Genomic DNA, 23414 nt, shown 5'->3' with positions numbered 1-23414 from the left:
TCAGTTACGCGCGAAGTTGCGCTTGAAGGACCGGCCCACGCGCGCTTCGGCGCGATTGAAGACGCGGTTCGAGATGCTGGTCATGAGCAGATAAAGCGCGCCGCCCACCACGAAGAACGTGAAGTATTGATGCGTGGAGCCCGCCGCCACCTGGCTCGTGCGCAGCAATTCGGCGAGCCCCGTCACGGAGATCAGCGCCGAGTCCTTCAGGCTCAGTTGCCAGACATTGCCGATGCCGGGCAACGCGAACCGCAGCACTTGCGGAATCAGGATGCGGCGCGCCATCGTCAGCGTCGGCATGCCGATCGCGCGCGCGGCTTCGAGTTCGCCGCGCGACACCGCCAGCACCGCCGAGCGGTACACCTCGGCCTGATAGGCGCCCGAAATCATGCCCACGGCCAGCGCGCCGATCACGAACGGCGGCACGCCGACGAAACCTTCCGCGCCGAACCACTGGCCGACGTTCGTGACGAGCGTCGAGCCACCGAAATAGAACAGATAGATGACGAGCAGTTCAGGCACGCCACGAAACACCGTGGTGTAGATATCGCCGATCACGCGCAACGTACGCAAGCGCGACAGCTTGGCCGCCGCCACCAGCGCGCCGAACACGGCGCCGACCGCGAGCGCCGCGAGCGTGAGCGCGACCGTCATCAACGCCGCGAGCAGCAACACGCCGCCCCAGCCTTCCGGCCCGAAGCCGAGCATCTGTATCAGAGCCATTTTCTACCTCTCATCCATGACGGCGGATCGAACCGGCCGGCGCGCGCCGCATCCTCCGACACGCTCAGGAAAACGCCGGGCTGCCCGCAGGTTTTGCCGCGCGCGCGAAGCGAGCGGCCCGCGGGCGCCCGCTCAATCAAGGCGTGACGTCGGTCTTGAACCACTTGTTGGAGAGCTTCTTGACGGTGCCGTCGGCGAGCGCGGCGTTGATCGCGGTGTCGAACTTCGCTTTCAGATCGGCGTCCTGCTTGCGGAATGCCAGACCTTCGCCCGGACCCCAGATCGGGCCGCCGATCTTCGGGCCGGCCATCACGATCGACGCGGTTTCTTTCTTGTCGATGTTGGCGGCGTAGTACGTCACGTCGTCGAACGAAGCGTCGATGCGGCCGTTGGCCAGATCCAGATCGCGCTCGGGCGAGGTCTTGTAGACGCGAATCGTGGCAATGTCCTTGAAGCCGTCATTGATGAATTTGGTGTAGACGGTGCCCGATTGAATGCCGATGGTCTTGCCCTTCAACTGCTTGCGCAAAGCGTCGACCGTCGGCTGGTCGGTCTTCGGATCGCCGGTCAGCTTGACGACGCCCGCGCCCGGCGCGGCTTTGGGCAGAATCTTCGCATCGGCTACGGCGAACGTGGCGGGCGTGGCGGCGTACGGCTTCGAGAAGGCGATGATCTTTTCACGCTCCGGCGTGATCGAGATCGCATCCATCAGGACATCGAATTTGCCGGCTTGCAGACCGGGAATCATGCCGTCCCAATCTTGCGCCACGAGGTTGCATTGCAGCTTGATGCGCTCGCACAGGTTGGCGACCAGTTCAGGTTCGAAGCCGCCCAGCTTGCCGCCCGGCAAGGTCAGATTCCACGGGGCGTAGCCGCCTTCGAGCGCGATCGTCACCGTCTTCCAGTCTTTGGCCTGCACCGGTGCCGCGAAAATCGCCGCGGCGCCGATGACGGCGCCGATCAATGCTTTTGCTGCCGTCGTGCGCTTCACTTTCACGTCCAAACTCCTTTGATTGAGGAAACTGTCGAACTGAATGTCTAATCGCTGCCTAATTTGTATAGACAAGTCTGCATGAGTCAAAAAGTCGCCGCAAGAAAATTTGTGGGAAATTGACGGCATCATCGGGTAAGCCCCTAGACGATGCCGTGCGACGCGGGTTAGCGGGGAGTTTTCAAAGCGTGCAGCGTGATGGGCATGCGTAGTCGCATGGGCCAGTGCAGCTTGTTTTGTCTAGACAGGTTGATGCGTGATGAGCCGGCGCGTGAGCGGCGTCAGCCTCCCGATACGGCCCACCAGCCAGACCACTGCCTGGAAGATGAGGCGCGCGACCATGACCGTTCGTTGCTACGCGGTTGTGACCGGCGTGCGCACGCGTTCGAATATCTCGGCGATGTCGAACTCGCCGGTGTTCAAGCCGAACTGATCGCGCAGACACGCGGCAAGTTCAGCGGCGCTGCGAAGTTGCCGCTCGCTGATGAGCCGGCCGTCCGCGGCGCGCTCGCTCAGTTGATCGTTGAGCAACGCGAGCCGCGCTTCGGGCAACACGCGGCACACAATCAGGGTGCTCGCAAAAATCGCTTCCGGCGAGGTCGACGTGTACCAGTTCGAGGTTTCGTAATCGATCCACTCGACCGGATGCAGATCGAAGCGGTAGACCCGCGCCCAGCTTTCGTCACGCGCCTGCACTTCCAGAAAGAGTGCGTCGCGCGATGCATCGGCAAGACGGAACGTGCCGAGTTCGGTGGGCTGCGCGAGGCCCGCGGTCAGCCGCAGCGGCGCGGTCAGCGTCACGCTGCCGAAGCCGACGTCGGCGATCCAGGCTTCGTCGTTCAGGTCGATGCGCAACACCATATGCGTGCGCGGCGGAACCGCGTCCGATTCGCGGCCCCAGAGCACGCGCCCGAGCAATGGCGTGACCGCGAAGCCCAACTGGAGCAGCACGTCGGCGAATAGCGCGTTCTGTTCGAAACAGTAGCCGCCGCGGCGCCCGGTGACGAGTTTGCGTTCCACTGCGTCGAGATCCAGTTTCACAGGACGCCGCGTGAACGGGTTCAGGTTCTCGAACGGGATCGCGCGCGGGTGCAGGCGGTGAAGCGTGTGAAGCACTTCGAGCGTTGCCGCGCGCGGACCGTCGTAGCCTATGCGGGCGAAGTAGTTTTCCAGATTCACTGTGTGAGACATCGGCAGGGTTCCGGTATGGTGTTGGGCGCCGCACGCGGTTCCGTTCCGTGCGACCGTGCGGTTTCGGGAATCGATCATAGCCGCTTTTGCGGCCGGCTCGCTGCCGCGGTCCTTACCTGCTTTCGTAGCACCGGCCGGCGCCACCCGTGCAAGGGCGGCGCTCATCTCCAAAGCCGTGTGTTACTGCCCGCCCTTTAACGCCGAGGTTGCAATGGACGGCACGCTGATGCCGTGGCTCGACGCGAACTGCACGGCCGAGCTCAGCGTCGACATCAACGATTGCAACTGGCCCGGCGCAGATTGTGCGATGTACGAGGCGCTCTGCGCCGTCTGCGGATTCATGCCCGCCTGCAACAGCGACGACGGACTCATCTGGCCGATACTGCCGAGCCCCGACTGCAGGCTCGAGTACTGGCTCACGCCCTTACCCAGCGAAGACAGCCCGTCAGTAAAAGCCTCCTTATTGATCGGCGTGGCCGATGCCGTGCCGCTCGCCCGGCTCGCGAAGGCCTGGGTCAGCGTTTGCGATAGCGACTGCTGCGTGCTGCCGACCTGGGTCAACTGACTCACCGAAGGCGTGCCGCCGCTCAGCAAACCCGCCGCCTGTTGCGCCTGCCCCGCCGCGCTGCTCATCCCCATCGCGGAGGCGAGACTCGACTGTCCGCTGAGTACCTGCTGGTTCGCGCCCACATAGGTCTGCAACAACTGCGACACGCCGCCCGACGACGCCGTCGCCCCGGCGCCCGCCGAACTGTCACCGCCGCCTATGCCGAACTGCTTGAGATTCAGCTGCGCATTCGAAACGCCGCTCACCAGCAAACCGCCGCTCGCCAGCAACGAAATCAACACCATGCGTTTGTTCATATCTATCTCCTGAATGGGCGTTACGGGTAGGTGTGCGGGTTCGACACCCCACCCCGCCACGCGTTCGATACGACCACAGCCATACGATTTCATTACGATCACATTCACCGCAAATTACGCGCAAATAGCCTTTAGTAGCAGTACGTAAAGAGCAACGTTATATGTCAGTAATATTGATGCGAATCGTTCTCATTTGTGTTGACGCGCCCATTACGCGTGCGTACGATCTCGCCATCTGCTGCAGTTGGTGTCGCGAGCCGAAGCGGCAAAATCGTGCGGGCACGCGGCGACGCGCCGCGATGATTCAAATCAGTCGATACAACACCAATAAGGATTTCGATGAAGTTCGCCCATTTCAACGGACCCCGCATGGAAGCGCGTCCGTTTCGCGATTCCGTGCCGCGTGCCAGTGCGGCGCGCCGTTCGCGGCTAGCCTGCCTGCCCTCCATGCGGCGCGCCGCGCTTTGCACGGCGTTCGCGTGGGCTTCGCTGACAGCCGGCGCGGCGATGGCCGAAGCCAATCCCGACGCCACACCGGAAGCGCCCGAGGCCGACCTGAAGATTCAGGCGACCCAGACGAACCAGTGGACCGGCTTCTGGAACCGACAGCAGATGCTCGGCGACATTGGCGGCCTGCGCCCCTGGCTCGGCAAATACGGCGTGACCTTCACGCTCACCGAAACCAGCGAAGTGCTCGCCAACCTGCGCGGCGGTCTCGCGCATGGCGCCGACTACGACGGCTTGACCACCGGCACCGTGCAACTGGACACGCAAAAGGCATTCGGTCTGCCGGGAGGCCTGTTCAACGTCAGCGCCTTGCAGATCCACGGCGCCAATCTCAGCGCCAACAAGCTCGGCACGCTGAACACGGCGAGCGGCATCGAAGCGGACGACACCACCCGCCTGTGGGAATTGTGGTACCAGCAGTCGTTCCTGAACAAGCGCATCGACGTGAAGATCGGTCAGCAAAGTATCGACCAGGAATTCATCACCAGCACGTATTCGGCGCTGTTCGTCAACACCATGTTCGGCTGGCCCGCCCTGCCCTCGTATGACATGCCGTCCGGCGGCCCGGCCTATCCGCTGTCCGACCTCGGCGTGCGCGTGCGCGGCCAGATCACGCCTTCATTGACCGCGCTGGCCGGCGTATTCGACGGCGATCCGCTCGGCAACAACCCGGACAACAAGAGCGGCACCAACTTCAACCTGCACAACGGCACACTGTTCATCGGCGAATTGCAGTACGCGATCAACCAGCCGGCCGACGGCGAAATGGTCGGCGCGGGCGGCGGCGGTTTGCCCGGCACCTACAAGCTCGGTGTCTGGTACAACAACGGCAGCTTCGCGGATCAACGCTACGACAACACGGGCCTATCGCTCGCCAATCCGGCCACCAGCGGCATCGCCCAGAATCATCACGGCGACTACAGCTTCTACGCGGTGGCCGACCAGATGATCTGGCGTCCGGACCCGGACGAACCGCGCAGCATCGGCGTATTCGCGCGCGTGATGGGCGCGCCCGGCGACCGCAACCTGGTGAGCCTCGCCGCCAACCTCGGCGTGGTGATGAAAGCGCCGTTCGCCGGCCGCGACAACGACAGCGTGGGTCTCGCGCTCACCTACATCAAGGTCGGCAACCACGTGAACGGCCTCGATCTGGATAGCCGCGCATTCAGCAACGGCCCATACGGCGTGCGCACCAGTGAAACCACGCTCGAGGCGACCTATCAGTATCAGGTCAATCCGTGGTGGCAACTGCAAGCCGACGCGCAATACACGTTCAACGCCGGCGCCGGCCAGAACCCGAACGATCCGACGCAGCCGCTGCGCAACACGTTCGTCATCGGCCTGCGGACCAACATCAATTTCTGATGACGCTCGCGCCCAATTCACACGCTACCGACCCATCGAATCCCATGCTTTCGATCATGACCGCAACCCCCGCTTTGTGCGCAGGCACGGAGGCTCAATCGTGAACAACCCCACGCGCAAGTTTTCTCCGCGTGCCGCGCGGGCTCTCGCAAGGCCCCTGTTTGCCGTCGCGCTCGGCACGGCCGCATTCGCGATGGCCGGCAGCGCGCTGGCCGAGCCGCAAGGTTTCCTCGAAACCGTCAAGCACCACACCACGCTCATCAACACCGTGCCCGGCAACGGCGACCAGAATCCGTACGCGGTGGTGGTCGCGCCGGTCACGGCCGGCACGGTCAAGCAAGGCGACGTGCTGGTCGGCAACTTCAACAACTCGACCAACCTGCAGGGCACCGGCAGCACGATCATCAACTATCACCCGGACACCAAAGAGATGACGGTGTTCGCCACGGTGCCGCGCGACCTGAAGGAATGCCCCGGCGGCATCGGCCTGTCGACCGCGATGACGATGCTGAAGTCCGGCTACGTGATCGTCGGCAGCACGCCGAGCAACGACGGCACCACCGGCACCAAAGGCGCCGGCTGCCTGATCGTGATCGATCCGCAAGGCAAGGTCGCCTCGACGATCACCAGCCCGAACATCAACGATCCGTGGGGCAACATGGCGGTCGTCGACAACGGCACCAGCGCGACGCTGTTCGTCAGCATGGCCGGCTTCGGCGTGGGCGGCGCGGACGGCAATCCGCCGGTGTTCAAGCAGGCCACCGTGCTGCGTCTGGACCTCGACGTGCCGCCCGGCAAGCCGCCCGTCGTGAAGAAGGAAACGGTGGTGGGCAGCGGCTTCGGCGCGCAGGCGGACAAGGGCGTGTTCCTCGTCGGCCCGACCGGACTCGCGCTCTCGGGCGATCAGAAGCTGCTGTATGTGTCCGACGCGATCGGCAACCGCATCACCGAAATCGACGAACCGATGACGCGCGACACGAGCGCGGGCGTCGGCCGTCAACTGACCGCCGACGGTCTGCTGCACCGGCCGCTCGCGATGGTGACCGCGCCCAACGGCCACCTGCTCGTGACCAACGCGCTGAACGGCCAGATCGTCGAAATCGATCCCGCCAGCGGCAGGCAGATCTACGCGCGCTGGATCGACACCGACAAGGCGCAATCGCCCCCGGGCAACGGCGACCTGTTCGGCCTCGCGATGACGCCTGAAGGCGACGGTTTCTACTACGTGCAGGACGACGTGAACACGCTGGTGCTCGCGAAGTAAGCCGCACATTCCAAAGCCAAACGAAGGTGAAGTCATCATGGCAAACGATCGACCCCCGCGGCCCTCACGGCGCGGGTTTCTCAAGGCCGGCGGCGCCGCGGTTGCAGCGGGCGCGAGCCTCGGCGCGGGCCTGGCCGCGCCGCAGAATGCGCTCGGCAAAACGCAGCCGCATGCCGCCGCCGATCCGCAGATGGCCGTCGAGCCGTTCTACGGCGCGCACCAGGGCGGCATCGTCACGCCGCAGCAAAGCCACACTTACGTCGCCGCGCTCGATCTGACCACCGAGAAGCGTGACGACGTGATCGCCCTGTTGCGCGCTTGGACCGAGGCGGCCGCACGGCTCACGCAAGGCGGCACGGCCGCGCCGCTGCCGACCGGCGACGCCGGCGACAACAAGGCCGCGCCCGATTCCGGCGACGTGCTCGGCCTCGGCCCCTGTGGGTTGACGATCACCTTCGGCTTCGGCCCCGGCCTCTTCACGCATGAAGGCAAGGATCGCTATGGTCTCGCCGCGCGCCGCCCGGCCGCGCTCGTCGATCTGCCGCGCTTTAACGGCGACCAGTTGATCAAGGAGAAAACCGGCGGCGATCTGTTTATCCAGGCGTGCGCGAACGATCAGCAGGTGGCGTTTCACGCAGTGCGGCAATTGTCGCGCATGGCGTATGGCACGGCGGCGATGCGCTGGGGCCAGTCCGGCTTCCTGTCGGGTCCGCGCGGTCAGACGCCACGCAATCTGATGGGCTTCAAGGACGGCACCAACAATCCGTCTACCGCGAAGCCGCAGTTGATGAACCAGTTCGTGTGGGCCGGCGCCAGCGCCGACGCGCCGTGGATGGAAGGCGGCACCTACACCGTGGTGCGGCGCATCCGCATCACGCTGGAACACTGGGACAACACTGAACTGGACTTCCAGGAACAGGTGTTCGGGCGCCACAAATACAGCGGCGCGCCGATCGGCAAGAAGAACGAGTTCGACGCCGTGGACCTGAAGGAAGAAGACAAGGACGGCAATCCGGTGATTCCGGAGAACTCGCACGTGCGTCTGTCGAACCAGGCGAGCAACAACGGCGCGCAGATTCTGCGCCGCTCGTACTCGTATAACGACGGCACCAACTTCTATATCGAGCGCTGGCCGCCGTGGCGCCAGGAAACGGAGTACGACGCGGGCCTCATCTTCATTGCGCATCAGGGCGACCCGCGCACCGGCTTCATTCCGATCAACGACAGGCTCGCGAAGTTCGACATGATGAACCAGTTCACGACGCACGTCGGCAGCGCGATTTTCGCCGTGCCGCCGGGTGCGAAGCCGGGTTCGTATATCGGTGCGGGATTATTCGAGACCTGAGCGGGCCGGGCAGTCGACACAACACAGATCAACTACAACATCACAACGGATTTCTGGATCATGGCTTACAACTCGTTTGGCACTCGTCTGCGTGTTCTGGGCAGCGCGGCCGCGCTTGCGCTGACCGCTTTCGCGACGGCACCTTCGGCCGCTCAGGCCGCGTCGATCACGCTGTATAACGCGCAGCACGAGCAGGTCGTCAACCTGCTCGCCAAAGACTTCGAAAAGCAGTCGGGCATCTCGGTGAAGATCCGCAACGGCGAAGGCCCGGCAATGGCCGCGCAGATCGTCGCCGAAGGCGCCGCCACACCCGCCGACGTGTACTTCACGGAAAACTCGCCGGAACTGATGCTGCTCGAAGAGAAAGGTCTGTTGAGCAAGGTGGACGCCTCGACGCTCGCCACCGTGCCGGCGCGTTTCAGTTCACCGACCGGCGCATGGGTCGCGGTGACCGCGCGTGAAAACGTGCTCGCCTACAACACCGCCAAGGTCCAGGCATCGCAACTGCCGCAATCGCTGTTCGATCTCGCCAGGCCGGAATGGAAAGGCAAGATCGGCATTGCCCCGAGCGACGGCGACTTCCTGCCGCTCGTCTCCGCCGTGCTCGCGCTGAAGGGCGAAGCGCAAACGGTGCAATGGCTCAAAGGCCTGAAAGCCAACGCGCAGATTTTCGACGACGACGAAGGCGTGGTCGCCGCCGTGAACCGCGGCGGTGTCGCGACCGGTCTGATCAACAACTACTACTGGGCGCGTCTGCATGCCGAACTCGGCGATAGCAAAACCCGCAGCGCGATCTATCACTTCGGCAACGGCGACGCCGGCGCGGCGGTGAACGTGTCGGGCGCCGCGGTGCTCAAGTCCGCCCACAACGCGGACGGCGCACAGAAGTTTCTCGCCTACCTGGTGAGCGACCGCGCGCAACAGTTGATGGCGAACAGCCACGTGATGTTCGAATATCCGCTGCACGCGGGCATCGCACCGGACCCAATCCTCAAGCCTTTTGCGGAACTGAGCCCGCCGCCGCTGACGATCCAGCAACTCGGCGACGACAGCCAGGCCGGCAAGCTGCTGCGTCAGGCAGGCCTGCTGTAAATGAGCGAAGCTTTGTCAGCCGGCCCGCCGGCTGTCTCCCCTGTCCCGGCGCGCGCCCGGTCGCGCGCGCCGCGCGGTCTGTTCGCGGCAGCGGCACTCAGCGCTTTGCTGGTGTTGCTGCCGATTGCGTTTACGTTCTGGCGCGCCGCCAGCTTCGGCGCGGCCGAGGCGGTCGATCTGGTGTTCCGCCCGCTCGTCGGCGAACTGCTGGTCAACACGCTGACGATCACCGTCTCGACCACGCTGGTCTCCGCCGTGATCGGCACGGCCGCCGCGTGGTTCGTCGAACGCACGCACTTGCCGGGGCGCCGCGCGTGGGCCGTGCTGAGCGCCGCGCCGCTCGCCATGCCGGCGTTCATCTCGAGCTATGCGTGGGTGTCGCTGAGCCTGGATTTGCAGGACTTCAACGGCGCTCTGCTGGTGCTCACCTGCGCGTATTTTCCGCTCGTCTATCTACCGGTGGCCGCCGCCCTGCGCAGCATGGATCCCGCGCTCGAAGAAAGCGCGCGCGCCCTCGGCTGCAATCGTTGGAGTACCTTCATTCGCGTGGTATTACCGCAACTGCGTCCCGCGTTGCTCGGCGGCATGCTGCTGGTGGCGCTCGGCGTGCTGTCCGAATTCGGCGCGTTTACGCTGCTGCGTTTTCGCACGTTCACCACGCAGATCTACGCGGAATTCCGCACCAGTTTCGATGGCGGCGGCGCGTCGCTGCTCGCGTGCCTGCTGATCGTGATCTGCCTGATCGTGCTGGCCTTCGAGTTTCGCGTGCGCGGTGCGGCGCGTTATGAACGCGTCGATCGCGGCACACGGCGCGCGGTTTTGCGCTACGACCTGGGCATATGGCGCTGGATCGTCGTCGCGGGCTTTGCGCTGCTGTCGGTCACGACGCTGGGCGTGCCGCTCGGCATGATCGGCTACTGGCTCACGCAACCGGGCGCGGCCGCCGTCACGCCGGCCGACGTTTCGCCCGAACTGCTGTTCAACGCCACGCTCTCGTCGCTCGGTTTCGGCCTTGCGGCCGCGTTGCTGACCACGCTGCTGGTCGTGCCGCTCGCGTTCCTGCTGGTGCGCTATCCGACCCGTTTCGCGACGCTGTTCGAACGCACGGTGTTTCTCGCGCAGGGCGTGCCGGGTCTGGTGATCGCGCTGGCAATCGTGTCGCTCGCGGTACACGTGCTGCAACCGCTCTATCAGAGCGCGACGCTGCTCGTGATCGCCTACGCGATGCTGTTCATGCCGGTGGCGCTGGTCAGTGTGCGCGCCGCCTTCATGCAGGCGCAGCCGCGCCTCGAGGAGACCGCGCGCGCCCTCGGCCTGAACTGGTCGCAAACGCTGTTTCGGGTGGTGCTGCCACTGGCGGCGCCCGGACTCGGCGCGGCCGCGGCGATGGTGTTCATCTCGGTCGTCACCGAGCTGAACGCGACGCTGCTGCTCTCTCCGCTCGACACGCAAACGCTCGCCACCCAGGTCTGGGCCGACACCTCGACGATGGCGTTCGCCGCCGCTGCGCCCTACGCAGCGCTACTCACCGGCATTTCGCTGTTCGCCTCGGGGCTGCTCTTCGCGCTGCTCGGCAAATCGGCGCTACTCGGCGAACGCGGCTGACACGCCGCGCTTTTACCATCGGATTTTCATGAGCGAACTTCGTATCCACGGGCTGCAAAAATCATTCGACGGCACGCCCGTGCTGCACGGCATCGATCTGTCCGTTGAGCGCGGCACGCTGCTGGCGTTGCTCGGTCCTTCGGGCAGCGGCAAGACCACCCTGCTGCGCCTCTTGTGCGGCTTCGAGCGCGCGGATGGCGGCAGTGTCGACATCGACGGCCGCCGCGTGGCCGGCGACGGTCTGCATGTGCCGTCGGAGCAGCGCCATATCGGCTACGTGCCGCAGGAAGGCGCGCTGTTTCCGCATCTGTCCGTGGCGGACAACATCGTGTTCGGCTTGCCGCGCGCGCAGCGCCGTGCACGGCATCGCGTGGCCGAGTTGCTGGAGCTGGTCGGCCTGCCGGCGAACTTCGGTGAACGTGCGCCGCAACAGCTGTCGGGCGGCCAGCAGCAACGCGTCGCGCTGGCGCGCGCGCTGGCGCCAGCGCCGACGCTGGTGATGCTCGACGAGCCCTTCTCGTCGCTCGACGCCGCATTGCGGCTCGAAACCCGGCAGGCCGTGGCCAGCGCGCTGGCCGCGACCGGCGCGACCGCCGTGCTGGTGACGCACGATCAATCCGAAGCCTTGTCGCTCGGACATGAGGTGGCAGTGCTATGGAACGGCCGGCTGATCCAGACGGCGACGCCGGAGACGCTCTACCGCCGGCCGGTGACGCGCGAGCTGGCGTCTTTCGTCGGCGAAGCGGTGTTGCTGCCGGGCGTGGTCAGGCAGGACCGCGTGAGCTGTGAGCTGGGCGAGTTGCCGTTAGTCGGGCCGGTCGGCCAGGGCGCGGTGGATGTGATGGTGCGGCCCGAGCAGATCCGTCTGCTGCGCGCCGAAGAAACGATGCCCAACGGCGCGGGGATTCACGACGCCGTGGTCACCGAAGTGATCTTCCAGGGGCAGGACGCGGGCGTCGCGCTGCAGTTGCGTTCCGGCACGCGGACAATGATCCGCGCGCGCGTGCCCGGCTATCTTTGTCCACGGCCGGGCGAGCAGGTGCGGCTCACGGTGGACGGCGAGGTGACGGCTTACGCGCGAGCCTGAACCTGAGCCTGAGCCTGTGGCCGCTGCGACAGATCCTGCATCATCTGCGCGGCCAGATAATCGCAGGTGGGCCGATCCGACTTGGCGCTGCGCGCCACCACGATTTCCAGCGGCGCGATCTTCGGCAGGCCTTGCGCCTCACCGAGAATCGTCAGCCGCGGCGGCACGCTGCAACGCGTGAGCGCGATCACCGACAAACCCGCATCCACGGTTGCCACCAGTCCCATCAGGCTCGCGCTGCTGAACGCCGCGCGATAGCGGATCCGCGCGCCGTCGAGCGCGGCCAGCGTATGCTGGCGCGCCACGCAGCCCGGCTCATAAAGTCCCACCGGCAGCGGCGACGCCGCCAGCACCGGCGTGTCCAGCGACGCGCCCACCCACACCATCGGCTCGCTGCGCACGAATTCGCCGCGCAGCTTGCGGTCGCGCGTGACGAACGCGAGATCGATCTTGTTATCGGCCAGCATCGGCGCGAGCGACGTGCTCTGCGCGCAGACGATCTCGATCTCCACATGCGGATACAGATTCGAAAAACGCCGCAACACGGGCGACAGCAGCGAGGAGACGTAATCGTCCGGCGCGCCAAGCACCACGCGGCCGGTGACCTCGGGCCGCACGATTGCCGACCATGCCTCTTCATGCAACGCCAGCACGCGCCGCGCGTATTCGAGCAACGTATTGCCCGGCCGCGTGAGCGACAGATTGCGCGTGTTGCGGGCGAACAGCGTCGTGCCGAGCATGGTTTCGAGCCGCTTGATCTGCATGCTGACGGCCGCCTGCGAGCGATGCACGGTCGCCGACGCCTTCGTGAAGCTGCCCGTTTCCACCACCGCAACGAAGGTGCGCAGCAGATCGACGTCGAATTCGGGGTGCATGATTCATCAATTCCGCTTATGGAATTGCTCAATTTAATTCGTTTGTCGGTGCCGTGCAAGCCGCGCAATACTCGCGACATCAGATCACGGAGACCACGGCGCATGTCCCTCACCCAACGTCAACAAGGCGCCATCACGCTGGCGAGCGGCGGGCTTCTGATGGGCACGCTCGGCATCTTCGTCGAGGAAGCGCAGCTCGGTGCGCTGGTGCTGGTGTTCTTTCGCTGCCTGTTCGGCTTTCTCTCGCTGGCCGCGTATTGCGCGTGGAAGGGCTTCTTCACGCACGCGCATTTCACGCGACGCACCGTCTCGCTGGCGCTGATCACGGGCGTACTGATGGTCACGCAGTGGGTCGGTTTCTTCGACGCGATTCATCGCACCAGCATCGCGGTCGCCACCGTGGTGTTTCATGTGCAACCGTTCTGGGTCGTGCTGATCGGCGCGGCGTTGTTCAACGAGCGGCTCGGCATGGACCGGCTCGGCTGGATCGCGGCCGCTTTCGTGGGGCTCGTGCTCGCGTCGGGCGTCGCGGTCACGCAGAATTGGCAAGGCCATGCGAGCTATCTGATCGGCGTCGGCGAAGCGCTGGTGGGTTCGGTGCTGTACGCGAGCGTCACGTTGATCGCCAAAGGGCTCGGCAATTTGCGCCCGCATCTGCTGACGCTCACGCAGTGCGCGGTCGGTGTCGTGTGCCTGCCGTTCATCGCGCCGCTCACCGCCGCGCATATCGGCCCGATGCAGTGGTTCTGGCTGGTCGGCATGGGCGTGCTGCACACGGGGCTGTCGTATGTGCTGATTTACGGCGCGCTGCCCAAGCTGAGCACGCCGGTCATCGCCGTATTGCTGTTCGTGTATCCGCTGACGGCGATCGTGGTCGATGCCGTGGTGTACGGGCGGGCGTTGTCCATACCGCAATTTGCCGGCATGGTGCTGATCGTGGTGGCGAGTCTCGGAGTGAACCTCGGATGGCCGCTGCTTTCAATGCTGCGGCCTGGCTGGCGGGCGCGGCGGCAGATGGATTGAGATGCCGGTGCGCCCGATCGCGGTCGAAGGCGTTGAATAAAAACGTTGAATAAAAACCGGGTGGTTTCACCCGGTTTCGCTCAGCAGTCGTAGTGGAAGCGAAAGGCGATCACGTAGATCTTTCCGTCTCGCGGCAAGTAGACAAGACGGTCGGCCAGCGTGATACGCCGAGACCACAATCCGCTCATGCTGCCCATCAACGCCTCCGGTTTCCCCGTACCGCGATAAGGATCGCGCCGGCACTCCTCCAGCAGCGTGTTGATCTTGCGCACGACCTTCCGGTCGGTCTCTTGCCAATACAGGTAATCGTCCCACGCGTCGTCGGTGAACATAAAAATGCTGTCAGCCTTTGCGGCCTCCTCGTTGCGGCTTCTGTGTCTGTTCATCGGTCAGCAGTTCACGCGCAGTCGCACCGCCGGCGTTCAGTTGAGCGATAGATCGGGCGAGCCGCTGGGCGTTCTTCGACGAACTCAACAGATACAAGGTCTCCTGCATCGCATTGAAATCCGCGAGCGAAACCATCACCACGTTTTCGCCCGTCTGCCTCGTGATCAGCATGGGTATGTGATCGCGGCAGACGTCGTCCATCGCCTGCTTGAAGCCGGCACGCGCCTCGCTATAAGTAAGGACGTTCATTCGTTTTCCTGACTGGGAGGTTGCCCTCCAGTCACTCCTGTCAAAAGTTAGGGACGATTCCACTGTCGAACGGATACCCGTACGAAGCGCGACCACATGCAAAACCGGTGGCTCGAAGCAGAAAGGCACCCGAGACCACCGGCGATCATTGTACCGGATTCTGTACAGATTGGCCCATTCGAAACCGCAGAAAAAACTACGTCTCTAACCGATGGAAAGGATGCCCGCTTGCAGTTCCTCCCGCCACTCGGCCGAACGGCCAACCTTACTGCGGCAACACCTCGCCCCGCGTCTCCGGCGCGAATGGAATCACGAACAGCCCGACGATGAACGCGAGCGCCGTCAACGCCACCGGCACGCCGAGCGTATGCATGTGTAGCACCGCCGCGCCGAGCAGAAAGTTGACGCCCGCGCCGACGAACCGCCCGAACGAGGTGCAGAACGCAAACGCCGTCGCCCGCACGCGGGTTTCGAACTGCTCCGGCAGCCACAGGCTGAACAGCGCGAAATTGCCGCCGAAGAACCCCAGCACGAAGAGCCACGCAATGAACGGCGCGAGTCCGTTGGGCAAGTAGAACGCCCAGCCGAAACTGCCGACGATCGCGACCGCCATGCCCAGGAAGTAGATCGCCAGCGTCTTCTTGCGGCCGATGCGCTCGGCAAGCGGCGGCAACGCAAGACAGCCGAGGATCGTCGCAATGGACAGGAGACCCGTGGCCAGCGACGCCGTTCTGATCGCGTCGTTTTTGGCCATGCCGGCTTTGGTCGCCAGCTGGATCACGGCGGACGGTTCGTACACCGCGCCGGCCCACAACCCGATGATGGCGATCGTCAGCAGGATGCACGCGACCCAGGTGCGGCGTCGATACGCCGGCCCCATGATTTCGCGCAGCGGCCTGGTGCGTACGGTGCGCGCCTCGGCCTTCTGCCACTTCTCCGACTCTTTCACGCGCAGCAGGATCAGAATCGCGACCACCACCGGCACGGCGCCGGTCAGGAACATCGCGCGCCAGCCGTAATGCACGCCAACCGTGTAGTTCAGCGCCGCGGCAAGGAAGAACCCGGCGTAGTAGCCCGTTTGCAGATAACCGGCGCCCATCTTGCGGCGATCTTCCGGCCATGCTTCCGCTACATACGTGCCGGCCAGCGCCCACTCGCCGCCGATGCCAACCCCCGCAATGAAGCGATAGATGCCGAGTTCCCATACGTTGTGCGAGGTCGCCGCGAGCCCCGTGAAAATCGCGAACGTGAAGATGGTGCCGGCCAGCACCTTGGTGCGGCCGAAGCGATCGGCGAGCGGCCCCCAGATGAACGACAGTCCCCACCCGACCAGAAACAGCGCGAACAGGATCGAGCCGGCGAGACCGACATTCGCCGGCGTGGCCGCATAGCCCGAGCGCGGCAGCAACTCGGTCAAAGCCGGCGTCAGCACCAGCGCATAGATGAACGAGTCCATCCCGTCGAGCGTCCAGCCTGCCCACGCGCCCCAGAAACCTGCGATCTGCGAACGATTCAGCGGCGTGCGGCGCCGCGTGACCGACGTGCGGTCGGTTAGTGAATTCATCATGCTCCTCCGGCCCAACGGTTGGCGTACGTAATGGAAACAACGGATTGGCGCGTTTGTCGATGAACCGGGCGTCCTCGCAAGACCAGTCAGTCAGAGGACGCCACGGACAGAGCGGCGAAAAAATTTCGGGTTTGCCCGCCTGTAAATCGCGTCTTTTTATATATAATATTTGATCTTATGAGCGACGCAATAGATGGTTTTCCCCTGGACGCCCCGGCGCGCAGCCCGCTTTTACCCGCGGCGGCGCCGCGCGAAAGCACGTCCCGCGTGATCGCGGAGGCGCTGCGCGAGGCGATTGTCAACGGTACGCTGGCGCCGGGTGCGCCGCTGCGGCAGGACGCGATCGCGCGGCACTTTTCGGTCAGCGCAATTCCCGTGCGCGAAGCCTTGCGTCAACTGGAGAGCGAGGGTTGGGCCAAAGCGGCGGTGCATAAAGGCGCCACGGTCGCGCCTTTGTCGGCGGAAGAAGCACGCGAAATCTACGAGATCCGCTCGGCGCTGGAGAGCCTCGCCATCGGCCTGGCCATTCCCCGTCACACCGCTGCCACGCTGCGCAAAAGCGCCAATTTGTGCCGCGCCGCCGAACGCGAGGCCGACCCTTCGCTGTACGTCGAGCGCAATGTCGCGTTTCACATGAGTCTGTATGCGCCCGCTGCCCGTCCGCAGCTCGAGGACATGATCGGCACGCTGCACCGGCGCGGTGAACGATATCTGCGCCTGAAGTTTGGCTTGCCGTCGTACAAGGGCGAGTCCGACAATGAACACGCCGCCCTGCTCGATGCCGTGCTGCGCCGCGACATTGCCGCCGCGCAGCAACTGGTCGTCGCGCATCTGCTGGGCACGGGCGACCTGCTTTACCGTTTCCTGACCGAGCGCGCACAGGCCGAAGCCGCGCACGCGAATCAACCCAGGCCGCGCGGCAGACCCCCGCGCGCCACCACCGGGAACTGAGAGAAGCCGATGAACCGACCCGCCGAAACGTCACCCCCCGCGCGTTCGTGGACCACGCGCCGCGACGAAAAGAACCGTCGCCTCGCGGCCATCGCCCCCTGGCTCGAAGACGGTGTGCTGCCGCCGGGCCGTATCGTCGAGGCGCTCGAAATGCTGATTCAACCGGGCGACCGTGTCGCGCTCGAAGGCGACAACCAGAAGCAGGCCGACTTCCTGTCCCGCTCGCTCGCCAGGGTCGATCCGCAAAAGATTCACGACGTGCATCTGCTGATTTCGAGCATTGGCCGTCCCGAGCACCTGACGCTATTCGAGCGCGGCATCGCGCACAAAGTCGACTTCTCGTTTGCCGGCCCGCAAAGTCTGCGGGTCGCGCAACTGCTCGAAGACGGCCAGCTGGAAATCGGCGCGATCTATACGTACGTGGAGTTGTACGCGCGCATGTTCGTGGATCTCACGCCGCACGTCGCGCTGCTGTGCGCGGAAAAGGCCGACCGCCACGGCAATCTGTACACCGGCGCGAATACCGAAGACACGCCCACCATCGCCGAGGCGGCCGCCTTCCGTCATGGCATCGTGATCGTGCAGGTCAACGAGATCGTCGACGAATTGCCGCGCGTGGACATTCCGGGTTCATGGGTGGACGTGGTCGTGCAGGCGGACCGGCCGTTCGCCGTCGAGCCGCTGTTCACGCGCGATCCGCGCCATATCGGCGACCTGCAGGTGCTCACGGCGATGATGGTGATTCGCGGCATTTACGAACCGTACGGCGTAACGTCCCTGAATCACGGCATTGGTTTCGATACGGCCGCGATCGAACTGCTGCTGCCCACCTACGGCGAGTCGCTCGGCCTGAAAGGCAAGATCTGCCGCAACTGGACGCTCAATCCGCATCCCACCATGATTCCCGCGATCGAATCGGGCTGGGTCGACAGCATTCATTGCTTCGGCAGCGAAGTCGGCATGGAGGCGTATATCGAGGCGCGTCCCGACGTGTTCTTCACCGGCAGCGACGGCAGCCTGCGCTCGAACCGCGTGCTGTGCCAGCTGGCCGGGCAATACGGCGTCGATCTGTTCATCGGCTCGACCCTGCAGATCGACGCGGACGCGAATTCGTCGACCGTCACGCGCGGGCGTCTCGCCGGATTCGGCGGCGCGCCGAACATGGGCCACGATCCGCGCGGCCGGCGTCATTCGAGCCAGGCGTGGCTCAAGCTGCTGCGCGACGAGGGCCCGGTGTCGCGTGGCCACAAACTCGTCGTGCAGATGGCCGAGACCTACAAGAAAGGCGGCGAGCCGACCTTCGTCGATGAACTCGACGCCGTCGCGGTCGGCGCGAAAAGCGGCATGCCGATCGCACCCGTGATGATCTACGGCGACGACGTCAGCCATGTCGTCACCGAGGAAGGCATCGCGCATCTGCACAAGGCCGAAGGCATCGACGAGCGGCGCGCGGCGATCGCGGCCGTGGCCGGCGTGACGCCGATCGGGCTGCGCGCCAGACCGGAGAAGACCGCGGAGTTGCGCCGGCGCGGCATCGTCGCGTATCCGGAGGACCTGGGCATTCGTCGCGGCGAGGCCAAGCGCTCGCTGCTGGCGGCGCGCAGCATCGACGATCTGGTGACGTGGTCGGGTGGCCTGTACGAGCCGCCCGCGCGCTTCAGGAGCTGGTGAGCATGGCGCCCGGCATTTCGTGTGCGCGAGAGAGTGTGCGAGAGGAAGCGCCCGCGCCACGCGGTAACGCTGCGCGCACGCTTTCCGACGCGCAACTCGCGCGCTACGCCATCTCCGCGCTGATCGACGAAGCCCAGCTCACCCCCAAACCTGCGCTGGTCGACCGGCGCGGCAGCGGCGCCCATCGCGACCTCGATCTCGACACCATGCTGCGCTCGGCGCACGCGCTCGAACCGACCTTTGCGACACTCGCGCGCGCGGCGCGCCGCCGCGGCGAACCGTCTGCGTTGTTGCGCACCGAGCTCGCACAGATCGGCCGCGCCGGCGAACTCGACATGCTGCACGCCACGGGCGGCAGCAACGCGCATCGCGGCGCGATCTGGATTATCGGGCTGCTGGTCGCGGGCGCATCGCTGCCCGCTGGTGCGATGCGTCTGAACGCGGCGCGGATCTGCACGGGCGCCGCGCAGATCGCGTGCTTTCCGGACCGCTTCGCCGCGCCCTCCGACAGTCACGGCGAACGCGCACGTCAGCGCTATCACGTCGGCGGCGCGCGCCGCGAAGCGCAAGACGGCTTTCCGCACGTCATCGAGGTCGGCCTGCCTGCGTTGCTCGCGGCGCGCGAGCGAGGCATCGACGAAAACGCCGCGCGCCTCGACACGCTGCTCTCGATCATGGCAAAGCTGGACGACACCTGCCTGCTGCATCGCGCGGGGTTGCCCGGTTTGCATGCCGGACAACACGGCGCGCAACGCGTGCTGGACGCGGGCGGCAGTTCGACGCCTGCGGGCCTCGAAGCGCTCGCCGCACTCGAACGCAACCTGCTGACGCTCAACGCATCGCCCGGCGGCGCAGCCGATCTGCTCGCCGCCACCCTCTTTCTCGACATGCTGGCCCATCACGACGCCAACGGGAGCCCGGACACATGGAACATCTGACCTTCGACTATCCGGCGCAACGCGCCGTCACGACCCGCGCGCATGTCGGCGTGGTGGGCTCGGGCGATCTGGAGGTGCTGCTCTCGCCCGCCGATCAGGCTGGCGCGCTGGCAGCGCACGTGGTCGTGCGCACCAGCGTCGACGGCTACAGCCACATCTGGAAAAGCGTGCTCGACCGTTTTTTCACCCGCTACGACGGCGCCGCGCAAATCGAAATCAACGACTTCGGCGCGACGCCCGGCGTGGTCGCGTTGCGGCTCGCCGAAGCCGTCGAAGCCGCCGAACAGGGAGACGATGCATGAACACGGTCGCGAGCACCCATCCCGCGCCGCTGCTGCGCGAAAGTTTCATTGAACTGCCGGCGCGCGAACGCGCCCGCTCGCTGCTGGATGCGGGCACCTTCCGCGAACTGCTCGGCCCGTTCGACAGGATCGAATCGCCGTGGCTGCCGCTGCAAGGCGTCGTCTGCCAGGCGGACGACGGCTGCGTGATCGCGCGCGGCACCATCGGCGGCGAGCCCGCCGTGGTCGCCGCGATCGAATCCGCGTTCCAGGGCGGCAGCATCGGCGAAGTGTCGGGCAGCAAGATCGCCGCCGCGCTCGAACTGGCGTTGCGCGACTGCGAACGCGGCAAGATCGTGCGGCCGGTCGTGCTGTTCGAAACGGGCGGCGTGCGGTTGCAGGAAGCCAACCTCGGCCTCGCGGTGATCGCGGAGATTCAGGCGGCCATCGTCGCGTTGCGCCGGCATGTGCCGGTGGTCGGCGTGATCGCGGGCATGGTCGGCTGCTTCGGCGGCATGTCGCTGGCCGCGGCGTTGTGCTCGTATCTGGTCGTCACGAAGCAGGGGCGGCTCGGCATGAACGGCCCCGAGGTGATCGAACAGGAAGCCGGTATCGAGGAACTCGACGCCAGCGATCGCCGCCGCGTGTGGCAACTGATCGGCGGCGAACAGCGCACGGCGACCGCGCTCGCCGATCAACTGGTCGACGACGACGCCGACGCGGTGCGCGCCGCCGTGCATGCCGCGTTCGCGCAGGGTGTGCCGGCCGCGCATCGCAGCGAACAGGTCGACCTGTTCCTGAACCGGCTCGCGCAGATCGATCCCGCCACCGTCACGCCGGAAACCATGCGCGACGTATTCAACCATCACGTGCAGAACGTGCAGCACGTGCAGAACACATTGCGCAAGGAGCAGGCATGAGCGACGTACAACCCAGCCGCGGCGCGCGCTGGTTCCAGGCGCTTGCCGGCGAATCGGCCAGCCAGGCGCCCGTATGGAGCGCCGACGCGCCGCTCGGCGGCGAAACGGCTCACTTCTTTGCGGTCGTGCCCGATCCCTCCAACCGCTTTCCGCGCGCGACCGATAACGTCGTCGGCCTCGAACAGGGTTGGCGGCTCGCGCGTGCCGTGCGCGAAGCGATGGCGCAAGACGAAGCGAGCGGCACGCGCCGCCCGATCGTGGCGATCGTCGACGTGAAAAGCCAGGCGTACGGCTACCGCGAGGAGATGCTCGGCATTCACCTCGCCTGCGCGGCCGCCGTCGACGCCTACGCGAGCGCGCGCGATGCGGGTCATCCGGTGATCGCGCTGATCGTCGGACCGGCCATGTCTGGCGCTTTCCTCGCGCACGGCTATCAGGCCAACCGCATCGTCGCGCTCGACGCGCCCGGCACGATGGTTCACGCAATGGGCAAGGAAGCCGCCGCGCGCGTCACGCGCCGCACGGTCGAAGCACTCGACGCGCTCGGCGAAACCATCGTGCCGATGTCGTACTCGATGGCGTCGTTCGCGAGGCTCGGGTTGCTCGACCAGTTGATCGACGACGTCGATGCCGACGCGCCGGACGCCGCGCAGATCGAGCACGTGCGCCAGGTGTTGACCGCACAGATTCGCAGCGTGCGCGACGACGGCCGCCGCAACCTCGCGCATCGGCTGGAATCGGCGGAGGCGCAGAAGAATCGCGCGGCGTCGATCGAAGTGCACCGACGTCTCGCCGAACAATGGGATGCCGTGTAATGCAGGTGTGCGCCGCGCCGCCGTTCGCCATCGACCACGCGTTGTCGTGCGACGCGCGATGGCGGCCGCACGACTTGTTGCGCCTGCAACGTCTGCAGACCTTCGATGCCGAACCGGCATGGGTGCGCGAGGCGTTCCAGCGCGCGCCGTATGCGGTGGTCAGACGCGCGCTGGCGGCAGACGGGTTCGTCGCGATCGGTGTGCGCGGCGCCGGGCGGTCGCAGCGCTACGGTACGTGGGCGTTGTCGGCGGATGTGGTGAGCGCCGTGTCGCCGGAAACGCTCGCGTCATGCACGCCACTCGCCGGACGCGCCGCATTGCCCGCTTTCGCCGCACTCGCCGCGTTGCAGGCCGATGCGGCCGGCCCATTGGGCGCATTCGCCTGGGGACCGACCGGCAGCGCCGGTTTCGAACTGGCGACACGGACCCCGACGGCGACGGCATCGAGCGATCTCGACCTGCTCATCCGAGCCTTTGAAAAACCGCTCGCGCGAAACCTCGCGACTCATTTGCTGGACTATCTGCACGCGCTGGCGCAACGCGCGGGCGTTCGCGTGGACGCGCAACTGGACACACCCGCAGGCGGCGTGGCGCTGGCCGAATGGGCAGCGGACAAACCCCGCGTGATGGCGCGCCACGCAAGCGGTCCGCGCCTGATTGCCGATCCGTGGGCCGCGGCGGCGCACGGCGACGACGCCTGATGCTCGCCCTGCTTTTTCCGGGACAAGGCGCGCAGACCGATGGGTTTCTGCATCGTCTGCCGCGGCACCGTGCCGTGCGCGACACGCTGGAGGAAGCTTCGCAGGTGCTCGGCGCCGATGTGCTCACGCTGGACACGCCGGACGCTTTGCGCTCGACCGTCGCTGTGCAGATCGGCCTGACGGTCGCAGGCGTGGCGATCACGCGCGCACTGGCTGACGAACAACTCGTGGCGGAGATCAGCGCGGGTTTGTCCGTCGGCGCGTACGCCGCTGCAGTCGGTTGCGGTGCGATTCATTTCGCAGACGCGTTGAAGATGGTTCGCCGCCGCGCCGAGTTGATGGAGACCGCATACCCGTCCGGCTACGGCCTCGCGGCAATCTCGGGTTTGACCGAATATCAGGTGGAAACGCTCGCCGCGCGGCATGCGGATGAAAACCGGCAGCATGTCTATATCGGCAACGTGAACGCGCCGCGCCAGATCGTCGTGGCGGGCGCAAACGACGCGCTCGACGCGTTCGCCGCACGCGCGCTGGCCGCAGGCGCGCGCAAGGCCGCGCGCCTCGCGGTGAGCGTCCCCTCGCATTGCGAATTGCTCGCGCAGGCCACGGACGGGTTGGTGGCGTACGCAAAGGAAATACCGTTTCATGCGCCGCACAGCACGTATGTCGGCAATCGCGGCGGCCGCCCTCTATACACGGCGGACGCGATCCGCGACGATCTCGCAACCAATATGCGCTACACCGTACGCTGGTTCGACGCGCTCGCGGTCATGCAGGAAATGGGCGCGCGCGTACTGATCGAAGCGCCGCCGGGCCAGGTCCTGACCGACATCGCGCGCGAATACTTTCCGGACAGCACGGCGCTCGCCGCCAGCACCTTTCCGTTCGATCGACTCGTCGCCACCGCGCGGCGGCGTCTGGATGCCGGCTGAGCAACGCCTGCCTCGTTCGCCCGCATGCCACGGGTGAACACCTGGACACGCCTTACCTGGACACTACCCC

At 65.7% G+C, this 23414-nt stretch carries 23 protein-coding genes; 15 read left to right on the top strand and 8 right to left on the bottom strand.

Features of this window, described 5'->3' with window-relative positions; all coding sequences use genetic code 11:
* The 4 genes from BXE_RS27965 to BXE_RS27950 all read right to left on the bottom strand — a co-directional run bounded on the left by BXE_RS27965 (position 1) and on the right by BXE_RS27950 (position 3769).
* Complete coding sequence (locus tag BXE_RS27965) at positions 1-723, bottom strand: ABC transporter permease (RefSeq protein WP_011491486.1); 723 nt, start codon at positions 721-723, stop codon at positions 1-3.
* Between the two features lie 136 nt (positions 724-859).
* Positions 860-1720 (bottom strand): transporter substrate-binding domain-containing protein, encoded by an 861-nt coding sequence (locus BXE_RS27960; protein WP_040124819.1) that lies wholly within the window; start codon positions 1718-1720, stop codon positions 860-862.
* A 348-nt stretch (positions 1721-2068) separates the two neighbouring features.
* Positions 2069-2905, bottom strand: coding sequence for an arylamine N-acetyltransferase family protein (locus tag BXE_RS27955; RefSeq protein ID WP_011491484.1), 837 nt, complete (start codon positions 2903-2905; stop codon positions 2069-2071).
* A gap of 180 nt (positions 2906-3085) precedes the next feature.
* Complete coding sequence (locus BXE_RS27950) at positions 3086-3769, bottom strand: hypothetical protein (RefSeq protein ID WP_040124821.1); 684 nt, start codon at positions 3767-3769, stop codon at positions 3086-3088.
* 339 nt (positions 3770-4108) lie between these two features.
* Here BXE_RS27950 and BXE_RS27945 point away from each other — a divergent pair, with 339 nt between their 5' ends.
* From BXE_RS27945 to BXE_RS27920, 6 genes are all read left to right on the top strand, one after another.
* The gene (locus BXE_RS27945) at positions 4109-5641 is read left to right on the top strand and encodes a carbohydrate porin (protein ID WP_040124823.1); all 1533 of its coding nucleotides are present in this window, start codon (positions 4109-4111) and stop codon (positions 5639-5641) included.
* Between the two features lie 100 nt (positions 5642-5741).
* Positions 5742-6905 (top strand): hypothetical protein, encoded by a 1164-nt coding sequence (locus BXE_RS27940; RefSeq protein ID WP_011491481.1) that lies wholly within the window; start codon positions 5742-5744, stop codon positions 6903-6905.
* 37 nt (positions 6906-6942) lie between these two features.
* Positions 6943-8250: an iron uptake transporter deferrochelatase/peroxidase subunit gene (efeB, locus tag BXE_RS27935; protein WP_011491480.1), complete on the top strand. Its 1308-nt coding sequence runs from the start codon at positions 6943-6945 to the stop codon at positions 8248-8250.
* Positions 8251-8310: 60 nt separating this feature from the next.
* Positions 8311-9342: an iron ABC transporter substrate-binding protein gene (locus tag BXE_RS27930; protein WP_011491479.1), complete on the top strand. Its 1032-nt coding sequence runs from the start codon at positions 8311-8313 to the stop codon at positions 9340-9342.
* On the top strand, positions 9343-10947 hold the full coding sequence (locus tag BXE_RS27925) for an ABC transporter permease (RefSeq protein WP_011491478.1): 1605 nt from the start codon (positions 9343-9345) through the stop codon (positions 10945-10947).
* A 28-nt stretch (positions 10948-10975) separates the two neighbouring features.
* Complete coding sequence (locus BXE_RS27920) at positions 10976-12034, top strand: ABC transporter ATP-binding protein (RefSeq protein WP_011491477.1); 1059 nt, start codon at positions 10976-10978, stop codon at positions 12032-12034.
* On the opposite strand, the gene BXE_RS27915 is transcribed toward BXE_RS27920, so the two are convergent.
* Positions 12019-12909 (bottom strand): LysR family transcriptional regulator, encoded by an 891-nt coding sequence (locus tag BXE_RS27915; protein WP_011491476.1) that lies wholly within the window; start codon positions 12907-12909, stop codon positions 12019-12021. The two genes, BXE_RS27920 and BXE_RS27915, sit on opposite strands and share 16 nt — an antisense overlap.
* Positions 12910-13011: 102 nt before the next feature.
* On the opposite strand from BXE_RS27915, the gene BXE_RS27910 reads away from it, so the two are divergent.
* Positions 13012-13932: a DMT family transporter gene (locus tag BXE_RS27910; RefSeq protein WP_011491475.1), complete on the top strand. Its 921-nt coding sequence runs from the start codon at positions 13012-13014 to the stop codon at positions 13930-13932.
* Positions 13933-14012: 80 nt separating this feature from the next.
* Here the strand turns inward: BXE_RS27910 and BXE_RS27905 are convergent, their stop codons facing one another.
* The 3 genes from BXE_RS27905 to BXE_RS27895 all read right to left on the bottom strand — a co-directional run bounded on the left by BXE_RS27905 (position 14013) and on the right by BXE_RS27895 (position 16132).
* A complete protein-coding gene (locus BXE_RS27905; protein WP_011491474.1) occupies positions 14013-14264 on the bottom strand; it encodes a Txe/YoeB family addiction module toxin in 252 nt (83 codons plus the stop codon).
* A 10-nt stretch (positions 14265-14274) separates the two neighbouring features.
* Entirely contained in the window at positions 14275-14568 is a 294-nt protein-coding gene (locus tag BXE_RS27900) for a type II toxin-antitoxin system Phd/YefM family antitoxin (RefSeq protein WP_011491473.1), read from the bottom strand.
* Between the two features lie 265 nt (positions 14569-14833).
* Complete coding sequence (locus BXE_RS27895; RefSeq protein ID WP_011491472.1) at positions 14834-16132, bottom strand: MFS transporter; 1299 nt, start codon at positions 16130-16132, stop codon at positions 14834-14836.
* A 180-nt stretch (positions 16133-16312) separates the two neighbouring features.
* Here BXE_RS27895 and BXE_RS27890 point away from each other — a divergent pair, with 180 nt between their 5' ends.
* The 8 genes from BXE_RS27890 to mdcH are packed head-to-tail and all read left to right on the top strand — an operon-like array spanning position 16313 to position 23344.
* Entirely contained in the window at positions 16313-17086 is a 774-nt protein-coding gene (locus BXE_RS27890; RefSeq protein ID WP_011491471.1) for a GntR family transcriptional regulator, read from the top strand.
* 9 nt (positions 17087-17095) lie between these two features.
* Positions 17096-18757 carry a malonate decarboxylase subunit alpha gene (mdcA, locus tag BXE_RS27885; RefSeq protein ID WP_011491470.1) on the top strand — a complete coding sequence of 554 codons (1662 nt, stop codon included), beginning with the start codon at positions 17096-17098 and terminating at the stop codon, positions 18755-18757.
* 2 nt (positions 18758-18759) lie between these two features.
* Complete coding sequence (locus BXE_RS27880; protein ID WP_040124826.1) at positions 18760-19695, top strand: triphosphoribosyl-dephospho-CoA synthase; 936 nt, start codon at positions 18760-18762, stop codon at positions 19693-19695.
* Positions 19683-19997, top strand: a complete 315-nt coding sequence (locus tag BXE_RS27875) for a malonate decarboxylase subunit delta (RefSeq protein ID WP_011491468.1) — start codon at positions 19683-19685, stop codon at positions 19995-19997. The genes BXE_RS27880 and BXE_RS27875 overlap by 13 nt, the downstream gene beginning before the upstream one ends.
* The gene (locus BXE_RS27870) at positions 19994-20896 is read left to right on the top strand and encodes a biotin-independent malonate decarboxylase subunit beta (protein WP_011491467.1); all 903 of its coding nucleotides are present in this window, start codon (positions 19994-19996) and stop codon (positions 20894-20896) included. Before BXE_RS27875 ends, BXE_RS27870 begins: the two co-directional genes overlap by 4 nt.
* Positions 20893-21711, top strand: coding sequence for a biotin-independent malonate decarboxylase subunit gamma (gene mdcE, locus BXE_RS27865; RefSeq protein ID WP_011491466.1), 819 nt, complete (start codon positions 20893-20895; stop codon positions 21709-21711). Before BXE_RS27870 ends, mdcE begins: the two co-directional genes overlap by 4 nt.
* Positions 21711-22412: a malonate decarboxylase holo-ACP synthase gene (locus tag BXE_RS27860; RefSeq protein WP_011491465.1), complete on the top strand. Its 702-nt coding sequence runs from the start codon at positions 21711-21713 to the stop codon at positions 22410-22412. Before mdcE ends, BXE_RS27860 begins: the two co-directional genes overlap by 1 nt.
* A complete protein-coding gene (gene mdcH / locus BXE_RS27855; RefSeq protein WP_011491464.1) occupies positions 22412-23344 on the top strand; it encodes a malonate decarboxylase subunit epsilon in 933 nt (310 codons plus the stop codon). Before BXE_RS27860 ends, mdcH begins: the two co-directional genes overlap by 1 nt.
* The last annotated feature ends 70 nt before the right edge of the window (positions 23345-23414 follow it).

The organism is Paraburkholderia xenovorans LB400 (genome assembly GCF_000013645.1).
Lineage (GTDB): Bacteria > Pseudomonadota > Gammaproteobacteria > Burkholderiales > Burkholderiaceae > Paraburkholderia > Paraburkholderia xenovorans.
Note: the sequence above shows the minus strand (reverse complement) of the source record. Positions and strands in the feature narration are given on the sequence as shown.